We start from the raw sequence: 16,142 nt of genomic DNA on the forward strand, positions 1-16,142 counted from the left end.
ATCAGTTCTCAGGTTTGCTCGCAAGCATCCTGCCGAGGCGCGAGGCATAGAGTTCGCCAATGATGCCGCGTCGGAAGACGAGGACGCAAACCATGAAGATGATGCCGGTGATGACCGTCACCGGAAACTCGGAGGTTGCAAGGTAGTTCTCCAGCGTCGCGATGAGTGCGGCGCCGAAGATAGGCCCGACGAGAGTACCAATGCCACCCAGCAACGTCATCAGCACAACTTCACCCGACATTTGCCAGCTTACATCCGTCAGTGTGGCGAACTGGAAGACAATAGCCTTGAGCCCGCCGGCAAGGCCTGTCAACGCCGCGGACATCACAAAGGCGGCGAGTTTGTAGCGCGAGACCGAATAGCCGAGCGATATGGCGCGGTTTTCATTTTCGCGGACGGATTTTAGGATCATGCCGAAGGGCGAATTGATGATGCGCCAGATGATGAACATCCCGACCAGAAACACGCCGAGCACGAAGAAATACATGTTGAGCGGTTGTTCGAGATCGATAAACCCGAAGAGATACCCTCGTGGCACTCCCTGAATGCCGTCTTCGCCGTGGGTAAAAGGCGCCTGCAAACAGAAGAAGGCAAACATCTGCGCCATCGCAAGTGTAATCATCGTCGAGTAGATGCCCTGGCGGCGGATCGCAAGAAACCCAATGACCAGGCCAAGGGCGGTCGCACCGGCGACACCGGTGAGAATGCCGAGTTCCGGTGAAAAGCCCCATTCCTTGACCGCGTGGGCCGTAAAATAGGCCGCGCCGCCAAAAAATGCTGCGTGGCCAAAGGAAAGGATGCCGGTATAGCCGAGGAGCAAATTGAAGGCACAGGCGAAGAGCGCGAAACAGAGGACCTTCATCAGGAACACGGGATAGACATGAAACGGCGCAAATATCAAAAGAGCCACGCCGATAAGTATCAGAACCGTTTCCCGGTTGAGGCGCGCCTTCGGCGCGGATAGGGCAGCTTCGCTCATCTCACGCTTCCTTACCGAACAGCCCCGCAGGGCGCACAAGCAGCACGATTGCCATGATGACGAAGATGACGATGCTCGATGCTTCGGGATAGAAGACCTTCGTCAACCCTTCAAAAATGCCAAGCATATAACCGGTCACGATCGCCCCGAGTATCGACCCCATGCCCCCGACCACCACCACCGCGAAAACGATGATGATGATGTTCGAGCCCATCAGCGGGCTGACCTGATAGATCGGCGCCGCAAGGATTCCCGCGAGCCCGGCGAGTGCGGCCCCAAGGCCATAGGTAAACGTGAGCAGCAAAGGCACATTGATGCCAAAGGCCCGGACAAGCGTCGGATTTTCCGTCGCTGCACGCAAGTACGCGCCAAGGCGGGTCTTCTCGATCAGGAGCCAGGTGCCTAGACAGACGACGAGCGATGCGACGACCACCCACGCACGATATTTCGGCAGGAACATGAAGCCGAGGTTGACGCCGCCAGCCAGGGCATTCGGCACCGCATAGGGCTGTCCGGCGGCACCAAAATAATAGCGGAAGGTGCCTTCGATCACGAGCGCGAGGCCGAACGTGAACAACAGGCCATAGAGATGGTCGAGATTATATAGGCGCGACAGCGCAACCCGCTCAATGACGGCTCCTGCGAGGCCGACGGCCAGGGGCGCAAGGATCAAAGCCGGCCAGTAGCCGATGCCAAGCTTGGCCAGGAGCAGGTAGCCGATGAAGGCACCCAGCATATATTGGGCGCCATGAGCGAAATTGATGACGCGAAGCAGCCCGAAAATGATCGCAAGGCCGAGGCTCAACATGGCATAAAAAGAGCCATTGATTAGCCCGATCAGCAATTGCCCGAGGAACGCCTGGAGAGGAACGCCGAATATCATGGTCATCGTCAGACTCCCAAAGCTTCGTTGAGCATCGACATGCGGCCGGTAAGTTCGCTGACATGAAAGTTGTCGATGATCCTGCCATGGTCGACCACGTAGAATCGGTCGGCCACCTTGCTGGCAAAACGAAAGTTCTGTTCCACAAGAAGGATCGTCATGCCGCGCTGCTTGAGCGTTACCAGAACCTCGCCGATGCGCTGTACGATGACAGGCGCGAGGCCTTCTGTCGGCTCGTCCAGGAGCAACAGCTTGACACCAGTCCGCAGGATGCGGGCAATCGCCAGCATTTGCTGTTCGCCGCCGGAAAGCTTGGTGCCGGGGCTGTTGCGCCGCTCCTTGAGGTTGGGGAAGAGTTCATAGATTTCGTTGATCGACATCCCGCCCTTGGCAACCACAGGCGGGAGGTTCAGATTCTCGTCGACGGAAAGCGTGGCAAAGATGCCGCGCTCTTCCGGTACGAAACCAATGCCGGCATGGGCGGTGCGATGCAGCGGCACGCGCATCATATCCTTGCCATCGAACGTGATGGTGCCGGTGCGTTTGCGAATGATACCCATGATAGAGCGGAGCGTCGTTGTCTTGCCGACGCCGTTGCGCCCAAGCAACGTCACCGTTTCGCCTTCGTTGATATCGAGATCGACGCCATGGAGGGCATGGCCCTCGCCATACCAGGCATTGAGACCGCGTACGGCCAGAAGCGGCTTAGTCATGTTCGGTCCCCATATAGGCCACGCGGACACGCTCGTCCTGACTGACGGTGCGATAATCACCGGACGTCAGAATCTCGCCTCGCTGCAGAACCGTGACCTGATGGCAGAGGTCGGCAACTACCTTGAGATTATGTTCGACCATCAGGATGGCGCGATCCTTGGCCACCTCGCGAATAATGTCCGAAACGGTATGAACATCTTCGTGCCCCATGCCGGCCATCGGCTCGTCGAGCAGGAGGACCTTGGGATCAAGCGCTAGCGTCGTGGCAATCTCGAGCACGCGCTTGCGGCCATAGGAGAGATCCGCCGCCGGGCTGTTGCGTGCGTCAGTAAGACCTACGGCCTCGATCAATTCCAGCGCCCGCTCGTTGAGCCGGTTGAGCGATGTCATCGGTAGCCAAAATTGGTTCGACAGGCCGCTCGGCCGTTGCAGCGCGACGCGGACATTATCAAGCACGGTGAGATGCGGAAAAACGGCGGAGATTTGAAACGAGCGGACCAGCCCCATGCGCGCGACCTTGGCAGGGTTGGTCTTTGTGATGTCGTTGCCAAGCAGCGTGATCGTCCCGCTCGATGGTTGCAAGAATTTGGTGAGAAGGTTGAAAACCGTCGTCTTGCCCGCGCCATTCGGCCCAATCAGGGCGTGCACGCGCGCATGGTAAACGTCGAGATCGACATTGTTTACGGCGATGAAGCCGCCAAAGTCGCGACGCAGGCCACGCGCCGACAGGACCACCGATGGTCCTTGTCGTTGGTCGGCGAGGGGAGAGGAGGTTCCTCCCCCGCCCGCCGGATTGGTCTGGGTTGCGGCCATGCGTTATTTGACCAGCGGGCAGCCGCTCTCTTCCGGCTTGATGTAAGCTTCGGCTCCCGGAACGGTTGCAAGTACCTTGTAGTAGTCCCAGGGCGCCTTGCTCTCATCCGGCTTCTTGACCTCCATCAGGTAGACGTCGCTGAAGAGGCGCCCGTTCGGTCCGACCTTTGCGCCCCGGCCAAAGACGTCATCAACCGGCATTTCATGCATGGCGGCCGCCACCTTTTCCGTGTCGTCTGTGCCAGCCTTCTGAATAGCCTTCAAATATTGCGTTACGCCCGAATAGGTCGCGGCCTGGATCATGTTTGGCATACGGCCGGTCCGCTTGAAGAATTTCTGGCCGAACTCACGCGATTGATCGTCGCGGTCCCAATAGAAGCTCTCCGTCAGCGTCAGCCCCTGTGCGGCTTCAAGACCGAGACCGTGTACTTCGGCAAGGGTGAAGAGAAGCGCCGCGAGGCGCTGACCTCCGGAAACGATGCCGAATTCGGCCGCCTGCTTGATGGCATTGGCCGTATCAAGACCGGCATTGGCAAGGCCGATGACCTTTGCGCCCGAGGATTGTGCCTGCAACAGGAAGGACGAGTAATCGGTCGTCGCCAAGGGGTGGCGCACTGATCCGACAATCTTGCCGCCCTTCGACGTTACGAACTTGCTCGTCTGTTCTTCCAGCGAATAGCCAAAGGCATAGTCGGCGGTGAGAAAGAACCAGGTATCGCCGCCCTGCGCCACGAGGGCGCCACCAGTACCGACAGCAAGAGCGTGCGTATCATAGGCCCAATGGAATCCATAAGGCGAGCATTGCTTGCCTGTGAGTTCCGCAGTCGCTGCCCCGGTCACGAGATCGATTTTCTTCTTTTCCTTGGAGATGCCCTGCACGGCCAGCGCCACCGAGGAGGTGGTCAGCTCCATGATGGTATCGACCTGCTCGGTGTCATACCATTGGCGCGCGATATTGGAGGCAATGTCAGGCTTGTTCTGATGGTCTGCGGAAATGACTTCGATCGGTGCGTCGAGCACCTTGCCGCCAAAATCTTCGGCCGCCATCTTTGCGGCTTCGAACGACCACTTGCCACCAAAATCAGCGTAAACGCCCGACTGGTCGTTAAGAATACCGATCTTGACCTTGCCGTCCGATATCTCGGCGCTGGCCGCGGGGATGACTGTTGCGGCCATCAGAGCTGCTGTTGCAATTGCCAAAAGTCTCATTCGTAACTCCTCCCAAAGATTGTACGCTCACAGGATCATCGGGTGATGGACTGCTGCGCGCCGAATGGTTCAATGAAAATGCCCAAGGAATACACGCGGACAGTTCCGCGTTCCCTGGTTCCGGTTCCTCCTCAATCCGCCCCTTGGAGCGGACAAAATTCATCTTATGATTGCCCTGTTTCTCCCGACCGGCAACCACGCGTTTGAAAAAACTGTAACATTGACAAATAGGTACACAAACACCTATTTTTGCACAGAATAAGTACGAAAATGTACAGACCATAAAGGGCCGTTTTTGCGCCAGTTCACTTGGGACGATCTCCAGTATTTCCTTGCCGTCGCTCGCACCGGTCAATTGACGACGGCCGCGCGCCGCCTGCGCACCAATCATGTGACGGTTTCGCGGCGGATCGACAGGCTAGAGGAATCGCTGTCTGCGCGTTTATTCGAACGCAATCCTCGTGGCTATGTACTGACGGCGCTCGGAGAAAAACTTGTCGAGTCGGCCGAGATCATGGAACGGGAAGCCGACCGTTTTCAAAACGAAGCCTCGGAGGGGACGGTCTCGCTGACCGGGGTTGTCCGCCTCAGCATCCTGGAAGGGTTTGCCAACTTCTTCCTGGCCGATCGCATGCCGCGCATGGCGCAGTCCTACCCTGGCCTTTCCATTGAAATGGTGACCATCCAGCAGATCGTATCGCTGTCGCGCCGCGATGCAGACCTGTCGATCACGCTTCATGCGACACGAACCGGGCCATATTTCCAGGAAAAGCTGACGCCGTATCGCCTGTTCATTTATGGATCGCGCGATTATCTCGCGCGCCATTCGCCAATCCGCGAGCAGTCAGACCTCTCCAATCATCGCTTTATCGGTTACATTGAGGATATGATCTTCACGCCGGGCCTCGACTACATGCGCGAGATCCTGCCTGGTCTCCATCCAGCCTATCAAAGCTCGAGTATTTTCGCGCAACTCAGCGCCACCCGTTCGGGCTTCGGGCTCTGCATCCTGCCATACTTCATTGCATGCAAATATCCCGAGCTGGTGCCGGTCCTGCCAAAAGACCTGCACCTCAACCGGGACTATTGGATGATCTGCCACGAGGATATCGTCAGCACGCCGCGTATCCGCGCCTTGAGCGATTTCATAAAGTCCGAGGTGAAAACGCAATCCAGCGTTTTTGCCGGAGAACCGATTCTCGGCTGATCAGGAAAAGCGCGCCGGCGACAGTTTCGGCAGGAGTGGTTCAAGCTCGGGTTCCGGCGCTTCACCGCGAATGAGCGCTGCCGCCAACGCCGACAGGGCAGGGGACGTCTGAATTCCATAGCCGCCTTGTCCGGCGAGCCAGAACAAACCCTCGACTTCAGCGTCAAAGCCGGCGACGGGCGTGCGGTCCGGGGCAAAAGTGCGCAAACCTGCCCAGCTATGCTCGACCCGCGTGACTGGAACGGTCACCGCCTGCTCGAAACGGTAGAGACCTTCCGCGAGCACCATGTCATCGGCGAAAGCGTCGTGCGGATCAACTGGTGTTTCATCGCAGGGCGAAACGAACATCCGTCCGCCGTCCGGCTTCATATACCAGGCTTCGTTCACGTCATCGACCAGGGGCCAACCGCGGGTGTCGTGGTTTTCGGGTGCGGGCAGCACTGCGATGCTGCGGCGCAACGGCGTCAGGCCGAGCGGCCTTGCACCAAAAAACGCAGCCGTCAGATCTGCCCAGGCACCTGAGGCATTAACGATGGTTTGCGCCACGAACACCTTGCCGCCGGCTTGAACGTGCCATTCGTCGCCGATGCGTTCCGCCCCGGCGACCTCAGACTTGGTATGGATTTCAACGCCGAGAGATGCAGCCTTGCGCAACCAGCCCTGATGCAGTGCATTGACGTCGATATCCCAGGCATCGGCCTGATAGCATGCTGCAGCAATATGGTCTGCGTTGAGTATCGGCACCATTTCAACGGCACGATCGACAGAAATGATCTCGACACCGACACTGGTGCGCGCAAAGTTTTCAAGATCGGCAATGCTCGCCGCATTGGCCACGGTCAGGCAACCGCGCGGCGTAAGCAACGGCTGCGGGAAGAGGCTCGTGTCGCGATTTTCGAACAGCGGGGCACTCACCTTATTAAGGCCCCGGATAACGTCGTCGCCATAGTTGGGTAGAAAGATTGCCGCCGACCGGCCAGTGGAATGATAGCCCGGTTGATCCTCACGCTCGATCACGATCACGCGATGCGTCGAAGCCAGGGCAGCGGCAACGCCAATACCGGCGATCCCCGCGCCAATGACAAGAACATCCGTTTTGATTGTGTCGGTCATGCTGATCCCAAATCTTCAAGGTAGGTATTGTCGGCTATGGATGCTGAAAACGCGCCGGGGTCAATATCCGCAAACATCATGCTTTCCGCGTCCTCCGGGCCTTCCGCAAGCAGACTGCCATCGGGCGCAGCGATACGCGAACGGCCGGCAAATGTGAAGCGGCCATCATTCCCAACTTGATTGACGTAGGCGACGAAAATCTGGTTCTCGAAAGCGCGCACCTGGATCATGTGGTCGGTGATGAACGTGCCTGACGGACCCCTCGGGAGCGCTGTCGGCACGAGCACCGCATCTGCGCCGGCGAGCGCCAACCTGCGGACATTTTCCGGAAATTCGACATCGTAGCAGATGAGCAGTCCCAACCTGAGACGCCCCAACTCGACGATACAGTTGTCGGGGTTTCCGGGTTTGAACAGGCTGCGCTCATAGGGTCCGTAAAGATGCGATTTGCGATAGATGGCGGGCTCGCCATCCCCATTGACGAATGCGGCGCTGTTGAAGATGTGAGCGCCGTCGCGTTCGGCAAATCCTGCAATAATGGCCACTCCGCTTTCCGTGGAAATCTTCTGAAGCCTTTTGAGCTGACTGCCGGTTGCCGGTTCCGCGAGGCTCTTGATTATATCCCCCGCGCCATAGCCGGTGACGCACAATTCAGGTGTGACCAGTAGGTCGGCACCGCCTTGCCCGGCCTCCTGCGCTGCTTGTTCGATCCGGGCAAGATTGGTGTCCACGTCACCGGGAGCAGACTGCATCTGCAATGCCGCGATCCGCATCATTTCTCCTCCGAAGCCATGGCACCGAGCAGTTTCGGCAAGTCGCCGAATTTGGCCACCAGCGAGAAAATCACTGCCGCTGTCGCGACGAACAGGATCGTCACTGATGCCATGGTCGGCGTATAGCCATAGCGCAAGGCATTGAAGATCTTGATCGGCAACGTTTCGAGGGTAAATCCAACCGTCATGTAGGCAACGATATATTCATTCAGCGACAGGACGAACGCGAATGCATAGCCGGATACCAGATAGGGGCGGATCAGCGGCAGGACGACTGTGCGGAATATCGTCCGGTCGTCGGCGCCCATGGTAGCGGCGGCCTCGACGAGTGACCGGTCGATAGCGGAAAAGCCGAGCGAGAGGGTCACAAGCGGCAGCGTGACGAAGAAGATCGCATGGCCGATGACCGCGGTCCACGCCTGACCGTAGAAGCCGGTGGTTGCCCAGAACGTCAGGAACCCGAGCGCGGTAATGACGGGAGGCAGCGTGAAGGGCGCTATCCCAAGGACCTGGAAAATATTCGCCCATGGCGCAATGCGCCGCCACAAAAACCATGAGAGGGGGAGGGCGATCAGCACCGCGAGGGCGGCCGAGGTGGTTGCGAGAATAACCGAGGCGACGAGCGCGCTGCGCCATTCGGGATTGGTGAATATCTGGCCGTACCAGCTCAGCGAAAATCCTTGCGGCGGAAACGCTAGCGTCTGCTTGGCATTGACCGACACTCCGGCAACAACGATGAGCGGCATCGCCAGAAAGAGGCCTATCAGCACGAAATAGAGGCGGCGCAACGCGTTGGTCATGCCTTTTCTCCCTTGCGGCCAACGAGCAGGGTGAGCGCGACGAGCCCAAGCGTCACGAGAACGAGGAACACGGCCATTGCCGCTGCAAACGGCATGTTCGACTGGTAGATCGCCTGGTCGGTAATAAGCACCGAAAGGGTCCAGTGCTGCGGACGACCCAGGATTTGCGGCAGCAGGTAGGAGCCAAGCGCAAAGATGAATACCATGATCAGCGTTGCCATGATTGTATTGCGCAGCGCAGGCACAAGCACATTGAAGAAGGCGCGAACCGGCGAAGACCCAAGCGTTCGTGCTGCTTCCATCAAGGTGGGATCGAGGCGCACGATCGCGGGATAGAGAACGAGGATCGTATAGGGCAAGGCCTGGTAGATAATGCCGGTGAGTACGGCGCCAAAACTCGGGAACAGGGCGACGGGCTGGTTGAGCAAGCCAACTGCGACGAGGAGATTGCTGAGCCCACCCGTTCGCGACAGGAGCGTCGACCACGCAAAACCGATGATGACCTCTGAGAGGGACAGTATCGAAAGCAGCGCGACCAGCCAAAAGACCTGCAGACGACGCGAAAGCCGCGAGAGCAAATAAGTGAACGGAAGGGCCAGAACGACGCAACAGATGGCGACGGTAACGGCGAGTATCAGGGAGAAGCTGAGGACACCGCCGAAGAAAGGCGTCAGGAACCGCTCATAATTGGAAAGCACGAACGCCGGCGTATAGAAGCCGCCCTCCTGACGCTGGAAGAAGCTGACCGTGATCATGGTGCCGAACGGAACAACGAAGAAAATGAGCAGCATGCCCGCCGGAAAGAATAGCGGGCCGTAGTCGGCAATGGATTGGGGCCGTTCCCGCTTCATTGCTTGAGCACCACGCAAACATCCGGCGAAAGCGTTATGCCCACCTTCTGGCCGGCGGCGACGTCGGGCCGTTCGCGCGGCGTGGAGACGGCGATGATCTGCTGTCCGCCCGTTTCGACGAAGGTTTCGATCGTGCCGCCGAGATCGCGAACGAAGGTCACCGTACCGTCGATCGCTCCGCTGCCGGGAGCCGTCAGATGCACGTCTTCAGGACGCACCGATATCGTTGCACGCTGCGTGCCCGCTGGCAGGGCCAGACCTTGCACACGGTGTCCGAAGATCGTAGCCGCTCCCGAACTATCGGCGGCGGTCTCGATCAGATTGGTTGATCCGATGAAATCGGCGACGAACGTATCGGCAGGTTTGCGATAGATCTCGACGGGGGAGGCGGCCTGCCTGATGTGTCCGCCGTTCATGACGACGACCGTATCGGCCATGGTCATGGCTTCGCGCTGGTCGTGGGTAACGACAATGGTGGTGATGCCAAGTTTCTGCTGCAACTGGCGCAGCTCCACCTGCATCGCTTCGCGCAGCTTGGCGTCGAGCGCCGACAGCGGCTCGTCGAGCAGGAACAGGCGCGGCGACAGCGCGAGCGCCCGTGCGATCGCGACGCGCTGGCGCTGGCCACCCGAGAGCTTCGAGACGGGCCGGTCTCCATAACCAGGCAGATGGATGAGAGACAGCAATTCATCGACGCGCTTCTTCTGTTCCTCGCGCGGCTTGCCGCGGATGCGAAGCGGATAGGCAATGTTTTCCCCGACAGTCAGATGCGGGAAAAGCGCCAGCGATTGAAACACCATCCCGAGATTGCGCTTATGGGTTGGAACGTTCGTGATGTCGGCCCCGTCGAGGAGAATGGCGCCATTGGTCGGGTCCTCAAGGCCGGCAATCATGCGCAGCAACGTGGTCTTTCCGCAACCTGAAGGCCCGAGCAGGCACACAAATGTGCCGTGCGGCACCGAAAGGCGCACGTTCTCGACGGCGGCGAATGTCCCAAACCGCTTGGTGACATCGTTCAATACCAGTCCGGACATCTGCTCCTCATTATCTCGATTGTTAAGCACCACCCTTCTGGCGAAGGGTGGTGCCTTTGTCTATTCAGCCGACGATGAGTTCGGTCCACTTCTGGTTCAGCCAATCCGACTTGGTGGTGTACAGATCGTAACGGGGGATGATCGGCTCGATATCGGACGAAACAGCGGCAAACTCCTTCTCATTGAGATCGAGCAATTCCCGCTTGACGGTCGGGGATGTGCCGACCTTTCGTGAGAGGGTCGCCTGGATCGCCGGCTGACTCATATAGTCGATGAAGGAATGGGCTTCATCCACCTTCTTCGAGGCGCGCGACAGCGCCCAGCAGCCGGAGTCCTGAACGCCGCCTTCCTTGGGGAAGGTCGAGCGAACCGGGTGTCCTTCGGACGCAGCAAGTCCGGTGACGTCGTGATAATACTGGCCCATCGGAATTTCGCCCGACTTCAGCGACTGCTCGAACTGCGCCTCGTCACGGTACCACAGGCGCACATTCGGTTTAACTTCGGCGAGCTTGTCGAAGGCTTTCAAAAGCCCTTCCTCAGTATCAAGCGCGTTTGTGCCACCGAAGTACGTCTTTGCCGTGATTTCCAGCAGGAACGAGTTGGAGACGAGGGCGAGAAGTCCGAGCTTGTCCGCGTTCGCCTTGTCCCAGAACGCGGCCCAGGTCGTCGGCGCTTCCTTGTAGACATCCGTGTTGGTCACGAGCGTGATGTACCAGGAAACCGCGCCGATGCCGGCAACGCCGCCATCCGGATATTTGTTGATGAAACGGTCGAGCAGATTCTTCGAATTCGGGATCTTCGCCATGTCGATTGGGGTCCAGAGCTTCGTGGTCTGCCCCTTGAGCATCGCGACCTGCGACATCATCGAAACGTCGGCGGGTGCCGCGCCAGCCTTCGCCGCCTGTTCAAGCTGCACCAGCCAGGCCTCGCCAGTCGGCTCGGCAACGGACTCAACCGTGATACCGGTCGCCTTGGTGAATTCGGGAAAAATGTTCTTGTCGAACGAGTCCTTGAAGTAGCCGCCATAGACGCCGACCTTCAGCGACTTGTCCTGCGCCCGCAAGATCGACGGCATCGCCAAGGTACCCGCCGCGATCGCGCCGGTGGCGAGCACCACGCGGCGGCTGACACCTTTTTGCAGAATATTGCTCATTATCATTCTCCTTATTTTTGAAGCCAGTACTGGCGATTTCCCACTCTTCTTATTTAGATGCGCAGCTTGCCATTCAGTGCTGGCGAGCAGCGCGAAGCTCCAATGTCTTTGTATAGCGCGTCAGCGGATAGCACAGAACAAAATAGATCAGCGCGACCAGGCCATAGACGGTGAAGGGTTCGAACGTCGCGTTGTTGATCGCGTTGGAGGTGCGCACCAGTTCCTCGAACCCGATAATCGACGTCAGCGCCGTGCTCTTGATCAACTGCACGAGAAACCCGACAGTCGGCGCACGCGTGATGGCGAATGCTTGCGGCAGAATGATCAGTCGCAGCTGGGCCACATAATGCAGGCCAAGACTGCTACCCGCGTCCCATTGGCCTGTCGGTAGCGATTGGACACCGCCGCGCCAGATCTCGGCAAGAAAGGCGCTCGCGCAGAGCGTCAGGCCCAGTACTGCGGCTGTCCATGCCTCGATGCGCAGGCCAAGCAGCGGCAGCCCGAAAAACAGCAGAAAAAGCTGCATCAGCAGCGGCGTTCCCTGGAAGAGCCCGATGTAATATTCTGCGGCGCGCCGCAGCCAGCGCCGCTTCGAAATGCGCAGCAGCAAGATAGCTAAGCCCGCAATCGAGCCGCCGATAAAGGCGACAACTGACAGGAGAATGGTCCAGCGGGCAGCGAGAAGCAGGTTGCGCAATATGTCCCAGAAGGTGAACTCGATCATGCCATACCCCCCGCAATCGCGCGCCTTCCGGCAGCAAAGAGCAGTCTGCGCAGACCGATACTCATCGCGAGGTAAACCAGCGTCACCACGAAATAGGTTTCGAAGGCGCGGAAAGTGCGTGCCTGCAGCATGTCGGCCTCATAGGTCAATTCACGCACCGCGATCTGCGACACCACAGCGGATTCCAGCATCATGATGATGATCTGGCTGGTCAGTGCCGGGAAGATGACTTTCAGCGCCTGCGGCAGGACAATCTTGACGAAAACCAGCCATGGCTGGAGGCCGAGCGCCGCCGCCGCTTCCCGCTGCCCTTTCGGAACCGCGTCAAGGCCGGCGCCGACGATTTCCGTCGTATAGGCAGTCATGTTCAAGGTCATGGCGAGCATGGCCGAAACGACCGGGTCAAGCCGGATGCCGAGCCGGGGCAAGCCAAAGAAGATGAAGAACAACTGCACGAGAAAGGGCGTGTTGCGCACGATTTCGACATAAGCGGCAATTGCCTTGCGCAGTATCGCGTGACGGCTGCGCTTGGCGGCCGCCCCGAAGATGCTCAAGGTTACGCCTGCCACAGACGTCACGACGATCAGAAAGAGCGTCATGGCGGCGCCACTGGCAATCATGCCAATGGCGCCATAGAGCCAGCCGAAATCGAGGGCGTAGCCCACCGTCAATCCTTGAGGTTTTCGGGATTGAGCGGCGTTTTGAGCCAGGCTTCCGAGCTCTTGTTGAGGCTGCCGTCAGAGAGCATCTTGGCGACCGTATCATTGATCGTCTGCTTCAGGCGATCTTCCTTCTTGTTGAGCGCGATGTGCGAGGGAGAGGTCAAAAGCTGGAACTTTTGCTCAGGTGCCAGTGCTTCCTGGCGGGCGAGAACCTGCGCGCCCACATCGTTGCCGACAACCATGAGTTCGGTCTGGCCCGAGATGAAGGCCTGGATGACGGCATTGTAATTGTCGAAGCGCTTGATGTCGGCCGACGCAGGAGCCGCTTCGGTCAGCGACGTATCTTCGAGCGTGCCGCGGTTGACGGCAATGGTCTTGCCGGCAAGTCCATCCTTGTCTTTCACCTCGACCGCCTTCGGACCGATGACGGCGATGTAGTAGGGAGCATAGGCGGCGGCAAAATCAATGACCTGTTCGCGCTCCTTGCTGTAGCCGACGCTCATCAACAGATCGACACGGTGTTCGGTGAGATAGGGAATGCGGTTCTGTCCAGTCACCGCGACCGCATTGAGCTTCACTTTGAGCGCATCGGCAATCGCCTGAGCCACGTCCATGTCATAGCCCTTGAGCGACATGTCCGCGCTCGCCGACGAAAAGGGCGGGAAGTCGGCGAAGACGCCGATGTTGACGACGCCCGCCTTGGTGATGTCGTCGACTGCATCGGCCTTGGCCGCTTGTGTGGCAAGGCCGAAACCGGCACTGCCGATGAGCAGCAGCGCCGCAAATGATGATCGCAGCTTGGTATGAGTTGTCATCGTATTCCCCTTCATTGTTGTTGTTGTCTGTTGGTCTTCCAAAAATGCCGAGGCGCCAGTCGGCGCATCGTTCTCGAACTTGTCGTCGTCAGCGCTTTCCCTGGACGAACGGGCTGAACACCATGAGCGACAGGATCTCGAAGAGTACCTGTGCGCCGGCATGCGCGGTGTTGGTTGTCGCATCGTATTGGGGAGCCACCTCGACGACATCGCCGCCGACAAGGTTAAGCCCTTTTAGCCCGCGCAGGAGTTCGAGTACTTCGCGGGTCGTCAGGCCGCCGACTTCCGGTGTTCCGGTGCCCGGCGCGAAACTTGGATCGAGGCTGTCCACATCGAAGGACAGGTAGGTCGGTCCATCGCCCACGATCGCCTTTGCCTTTTCGATAATCGCCTGGATGCCGAGACCGCTTACCTCTTCGGCATGAATGACAGTCATGCCGGATTCGTACGAAAACTCCCACAGATATTCGGCCGAACCGCGAATGCCGATCTGGATGGTTCGGCTCGGTTCGAGCACGCCATCGAGAACCGCGTTGCGGAAGGGGCCGCCGTGATGGAATTTGGTCTGGTCGAAGGCGCCACCCGTATCGCAATGGGCATCGATGTGGATCATTCCAACCGGGCGATCCTTGCCGACTGCCTTAAGGATCGGATGGGTAATCGAATGGTCGCCGCCGATGGAAAGCGGAACCACGCCGGCATCAACAATCTGGTTGATCCGCCGCTCGATATCGACATGGCTCTGTTCGAGGCGGTAGCGGCTGGCAAATGGCACGTCGCCGATGTCGGCCACGCGCAGATCAAAGACCGGCGAGCATTCGAGAACATGATTATAAGGACCGATGCGCTCGATTGTTCGCAAAGCGCGGGGACCAAAGCGCGATCCGGTGCGGTTGGTAACACCGAGATCCATCGGTACGCCTACCATGGCCACTTGCAAATTGCCGAAATCGGGATTTGCTGCGTCGACCGGCATGTGCGGCGCGGTCAGAAAGGTCGGAACGCCCGCATAGGGTGCAAGACGCGTACCGCTCTTGGAGAAAATCTTGTCCGCGACTTTGCGGAATTTTGCGTCGAACAGCTCGCCGCCGTGGCTTTCGCCATATTTGGCGCGCAGTTCGTCGAGTTTGTTCTTGTCCCATGATGCCATGATCGTGTCCCATAGTCTTCATGCTCGGGGCGATCGGCGCGGATTCGCATTGTCGATTTTTCAGGATATCCGCTGGTCTGTGTTCCCCGGGCATTTTGCCTCTTTCAATGCATTATCGATCCAAACCAGATGGAAAAGCAATTGACATTGTTATAGCATGGCCTGTGAAAATATCTCACATGACTTTCCCGCAGTTGAGCGCTAATGGAGTTCTATGACGCCTGGTCGCCTGCCCCCGCTCAACCCACTGCGCGCCTTCGAGGCGGCGGCGCGGCATGGGTCCGTTACGGCGGCAGCGCGGGAGTTGAACGTTACCCACGGCGCGATCAGTCACCAGATCAAGGCATTGGAGACAATGCTCGACGTCCAGTTGTTCGAGCGCGGTGCGCAGCGGCTGAAATTGACCTCGCAAGGCGCACTGCTTTTGCCGACGGTCTCGAAGGCTTTCGAAGATATTGCCGCGACGACGGCGCTGATCAAGCGGCCGACCACAAGCGGAGAACTGACAGTGACCTGCGTTCCCGCATTGCTCTCGCTGTGGTTGATACCGCGCATGAACCAGTTCACGGAGCAGTATCCAGACATAAGACTGACGCTGATCGCGTCGAACGATTCCGATCATCTGTTTTCGTCGGACGTGGATGTCTGCGTGCTCTACGGTCACGGTAACTGGACCGACTGCTGGTCCCGCCTGTGGACTACGCTCAAACTTTTTCCCGTAGCGAGCCCGACACTCCTTAACATGCGCCCGCTCCGATCCGTGCGTGATCTGCGCAATCATGTTCTCCTGCATGGCGATGACGGGCGCGAGTGGAATACCTGGCTTGCTGCTGCCGACGCCACCGAGCATGCGCGGGGCGCGCAGCATTTCATGAGCGATGCGCGCCTGTCGACCGAGGCCGCGGTCTACGGGCAGGGGGTGGCGCTCGGCGATACGATCACCGCAAGCACGCTCATTGCCAAGGGCGAACTCATCGTGCCTTTCGACCTCACAGTTCCGGCCAACAACGCTTTTTATGTCGCCTGTCGCAACGAGGTTCGCAACGCCCCGATCGTCAAGGTGTTTATCGATTGGCTCTTCGCTTCGCTGGAGGCGGATACCATCACCGAACCGCAAACATCAGCCCGCCGGATTATCCGCCGCCGCAGCGGCAAGGTGAGCGCGCCGGAGCGACTGGTCGAATTACCCATTCCGGCAACCCGCCCGCGACGCCCCGAGCGCTCGCAGAAGCGGCGGGCCAAACTTGATACACGATAGGAAC

General features: G+C 58.8%; 17 protein-coding genes. 2 read left to right on the plus strand and 15 right to left on the minus strand.

Annotation, left to right across the window (positions count from 1 at the left end):
* Position 1: 1 nt before the first annotated feature.
* From GF108_RS18745 to GF108_RS18765, 5 genes are read right to left on the minus strand one after another with little or no spacing between them, the layout of a single operon-like run.
* Positions 2 to 979 (minus strand): branched-chain amino acid ABC transporter permease, encoded by a 978-nt coding sequence (locus tag GF108_RS18745; protein WP_153669843.1) that lies wholly within the window; start codon positions 977 to 979, stop codon positions 2 to 4.
* A gap of 1 nt (position 980) precedes the next feature.
* On the minus strand, positions 981 to 1,868 hold the full coding sequence (locus GF108_RS18750; protein ID WP_153669845.1) for a branched-chain amino acid ABC transporter permease: 888 nt from the start codon (positions 1,866 to 1,868) through the stop codon (positions 981 to 983).
* A gap of 2 nt (positions 1,869 to 1,870) precedes the next feature.
* Positions 1,871 to 2,575 carry an ABC transporter ATP-binding protein gene (locus GF108_RS18755; protein WP_153669847.1) on the minus strand — a complete coding sequence of 235 codons (705 nt, stop codon included), beginning with the start codon at positions 2,573 to 2,575 and terminating at the stop codon, positions 1,871 to 1,873.
* Positions 2,568 to 3,389, minus strand: a complete 822-nt coding sequence (locus GF108_RS18760; RefSeq protein ID WP_246664026.1) for an ABC transporter ATP-binding protein — start codon at positions 3,387 to 3,389, stop codon at positions 2,568 to 2,570. The genes GF108_RS18755 and GF108_RS18760 overlap by 8 nt, the downstream gene beginning before the upstream one ends.
* Positions 3,390 to 3,392: 3 nt before the next feature.
* A complete protein-coding gene (locus GF108_RS18765) occupies positions 3,393 to 4,598 on the minus strand; it encodes an ABC transporter substrate-binding protein (protein ID WP_091951006.1) in 1,206 nt (401 codons plus the stop codon).
* Between the two features lie 295 nt (positions 4,599 to 4,893).
* Here GF108_RS18765 and GF108_RS18770 point away from each other — a divergent pair, with 295 nt between their 5' ends.
* Positions 4,894 to 5,805, plus strand: coding sequence for a LysR family transcriptional regulator (locus GF108_RS18770; RefSeq protein WP_153669849.1), 912 nt, complete (start codon positions 4,894 to 4,896; stop codon positions 5,803 to 5,805).
* Here GF108_RS18770 and GF108_RS18775 read toward each other — a convergent pair whose 3' ends face one another.
* From GF108_RS18775 to speB, 10 genes are all read right to left on the minus strand, one after another.
* Positions 5,806 to 6,918, minus strand: coding sequence for an FAD-binding oxidoreductase (locus tag GF108_RS18775; protein WP_153669850.1), 1,113 nt, complete (start codon positions 6,916 to 6,918; stop codon positions 5,806 to 5,808).
* Positions 6,915 to 7,694 carry a carbon-nitrogen hydrolase family protein gene (locus GF108_RS18780; protein WP_153669851.1) on the minus strand — a complete coding sequence of 260 codons (780 nt, stop codon included), beginning with the start codon at positions 7,692 to 7,694 and terminating at the stop codon, positions 6,915 to 6,917. Before GF108_RS18780 ends, GF108_RS18775 begins: the two co-directional genes overlap by 4 nt.
* Positions 7,691 to 8,491 (minus strand): ABC transporter permease, encoded by an 801-nt coding sequence (locus tag GF108_RS18785; protein WP_027232175.1) that lies wholly within the window; start codon positions 8,489 to 8,491, stop codon positions 7,691 to 7,693. The genes GF108_RS18780 and GF108_RS18785 overlap by 4 nt, the downstream gene beginning before the upstream one ends.
* Positions 8,488 to 9,342 (minus strand): ABC transporter permease, encoded by an 855-nt coding sequence (locus GF108_RS18790; RefSeq protein WP_153669852.1) that lies wholly within the window; start codon positions 9,340 to 9,342, stop codon positions 8,488 to 8,490. The genes GF108_RS18785 and GF108_RS18790 overlap by 4 nt, the downstream gene beginning before the upstream one ends.
* On the minus strand, positions 9,339 to 10,376 hold the full coding sequence (locus GF108_RS18795; RefSeq protein ID WP_153669853.1) for an ABC transporter ATP-binding protein: 1,038 nt from the start codon (positions 10,374 to 10,376) through the stop codon (positions 9,339 to 9,341). The genes GF108_RS18790 and GF108_RS18795 overlap by 4 nt, the downstream gene beginning before the upstream one ends.
* A gap of 64 nt (positions 10,377 to 10,440) precedes the next feature.
* On the minus strand, positions 10,441 to 11,529 hold the full coding sequence (locus GF108_RS18800; RefSeq protein WP_153669854.1) for an ABC transporter substrate-binding protein: 1,089 nt from the start codon (positions 11,527 to 11,529) through the stop codon (positions 10,441 to 10,443).
* A 73-nt stretch (positions 11,530 to 11,602) separates the two neighbouring features.
* The gene (locus tag GF108_RS18805) at positions 11,603 to 12,253 is read right to left on the minus strand and encodes an amino acid ABC transporter permease (protein WP_027232179.1); all 651 of its coding nucleotides are present in this window, start codon (positions 12,251 to 12,253) and stop codon (positions 11,603 to 11,605) included.
* Complete coding sequence (locus GF108_RS18810; RefSeq protein WP_370462228.1) at positions 12,250 to 12,918, minus strand: amino acid ABC transporter permease; 669 nt, start codon at positions 12,916 to 12,918, stop codon at positions 12,250 to 12,252. The genes GF108_RS18805 and GF108_RS18810 overlap by 4 nt, the downstream gene beginning before the upstream one ends.
* A gap of 2 nt (positions 12,919 to 12,920) precedes the next feature.
* Positions 12,921 to 13,730, minus strand: a complete 810-nt coding sequence (locus GF108_RS18815; RefSeq protein WP_153669856.1) for a transporter substrate-binding domain-containing protein — start codon at positions 13,728 to 13,730, stop codon at positions 12,921 to 12,923.
* Positions 13,731 to 13,818: 88 nt separating this feature from the next.
* On the minus strand, positions 13,819 to 14,880 hold the full coding sequence (speB, locus tag GF108_RS18820) for an agmatinase (protein ID WP_153669858.1): 1,062 nt from the start codon (positions 14,878 to 14,880) through the stop codon (positions 13,819 to 13,821).
* Positions 14,881 to 15,094: 214 nt separating this feature from the next.
* On the opposite strand from speB, the gene gcvA reads away from it, so the two are divergent.
* A complete protein-coding gene (gcvA, locus tag GF108_RS18825) occupies positions 15,095 to 16,138 on the plus strand; it encodes a transcriptional regulator GcvA (RefSeq protein WP_153669860.1) in 1,044 nt (347 codons plus the stop codon).
* The last annotated feature ends 4 nt before the right edge of the window (positions 16,139 to 16,142 follow it).

The sequence above is a fragment of the Phyllobacterium sp. SYP-B3895 genome (assembly GCF_009647635.1).
Taxonomy (GTDB): domain Bacteria; phylum Pseudomonadota; class Alphaproteobacteria; order Rhizobiales; family Rhizobiaceae; genus Phyllobacterium; species Phyllobacterium pellucidum.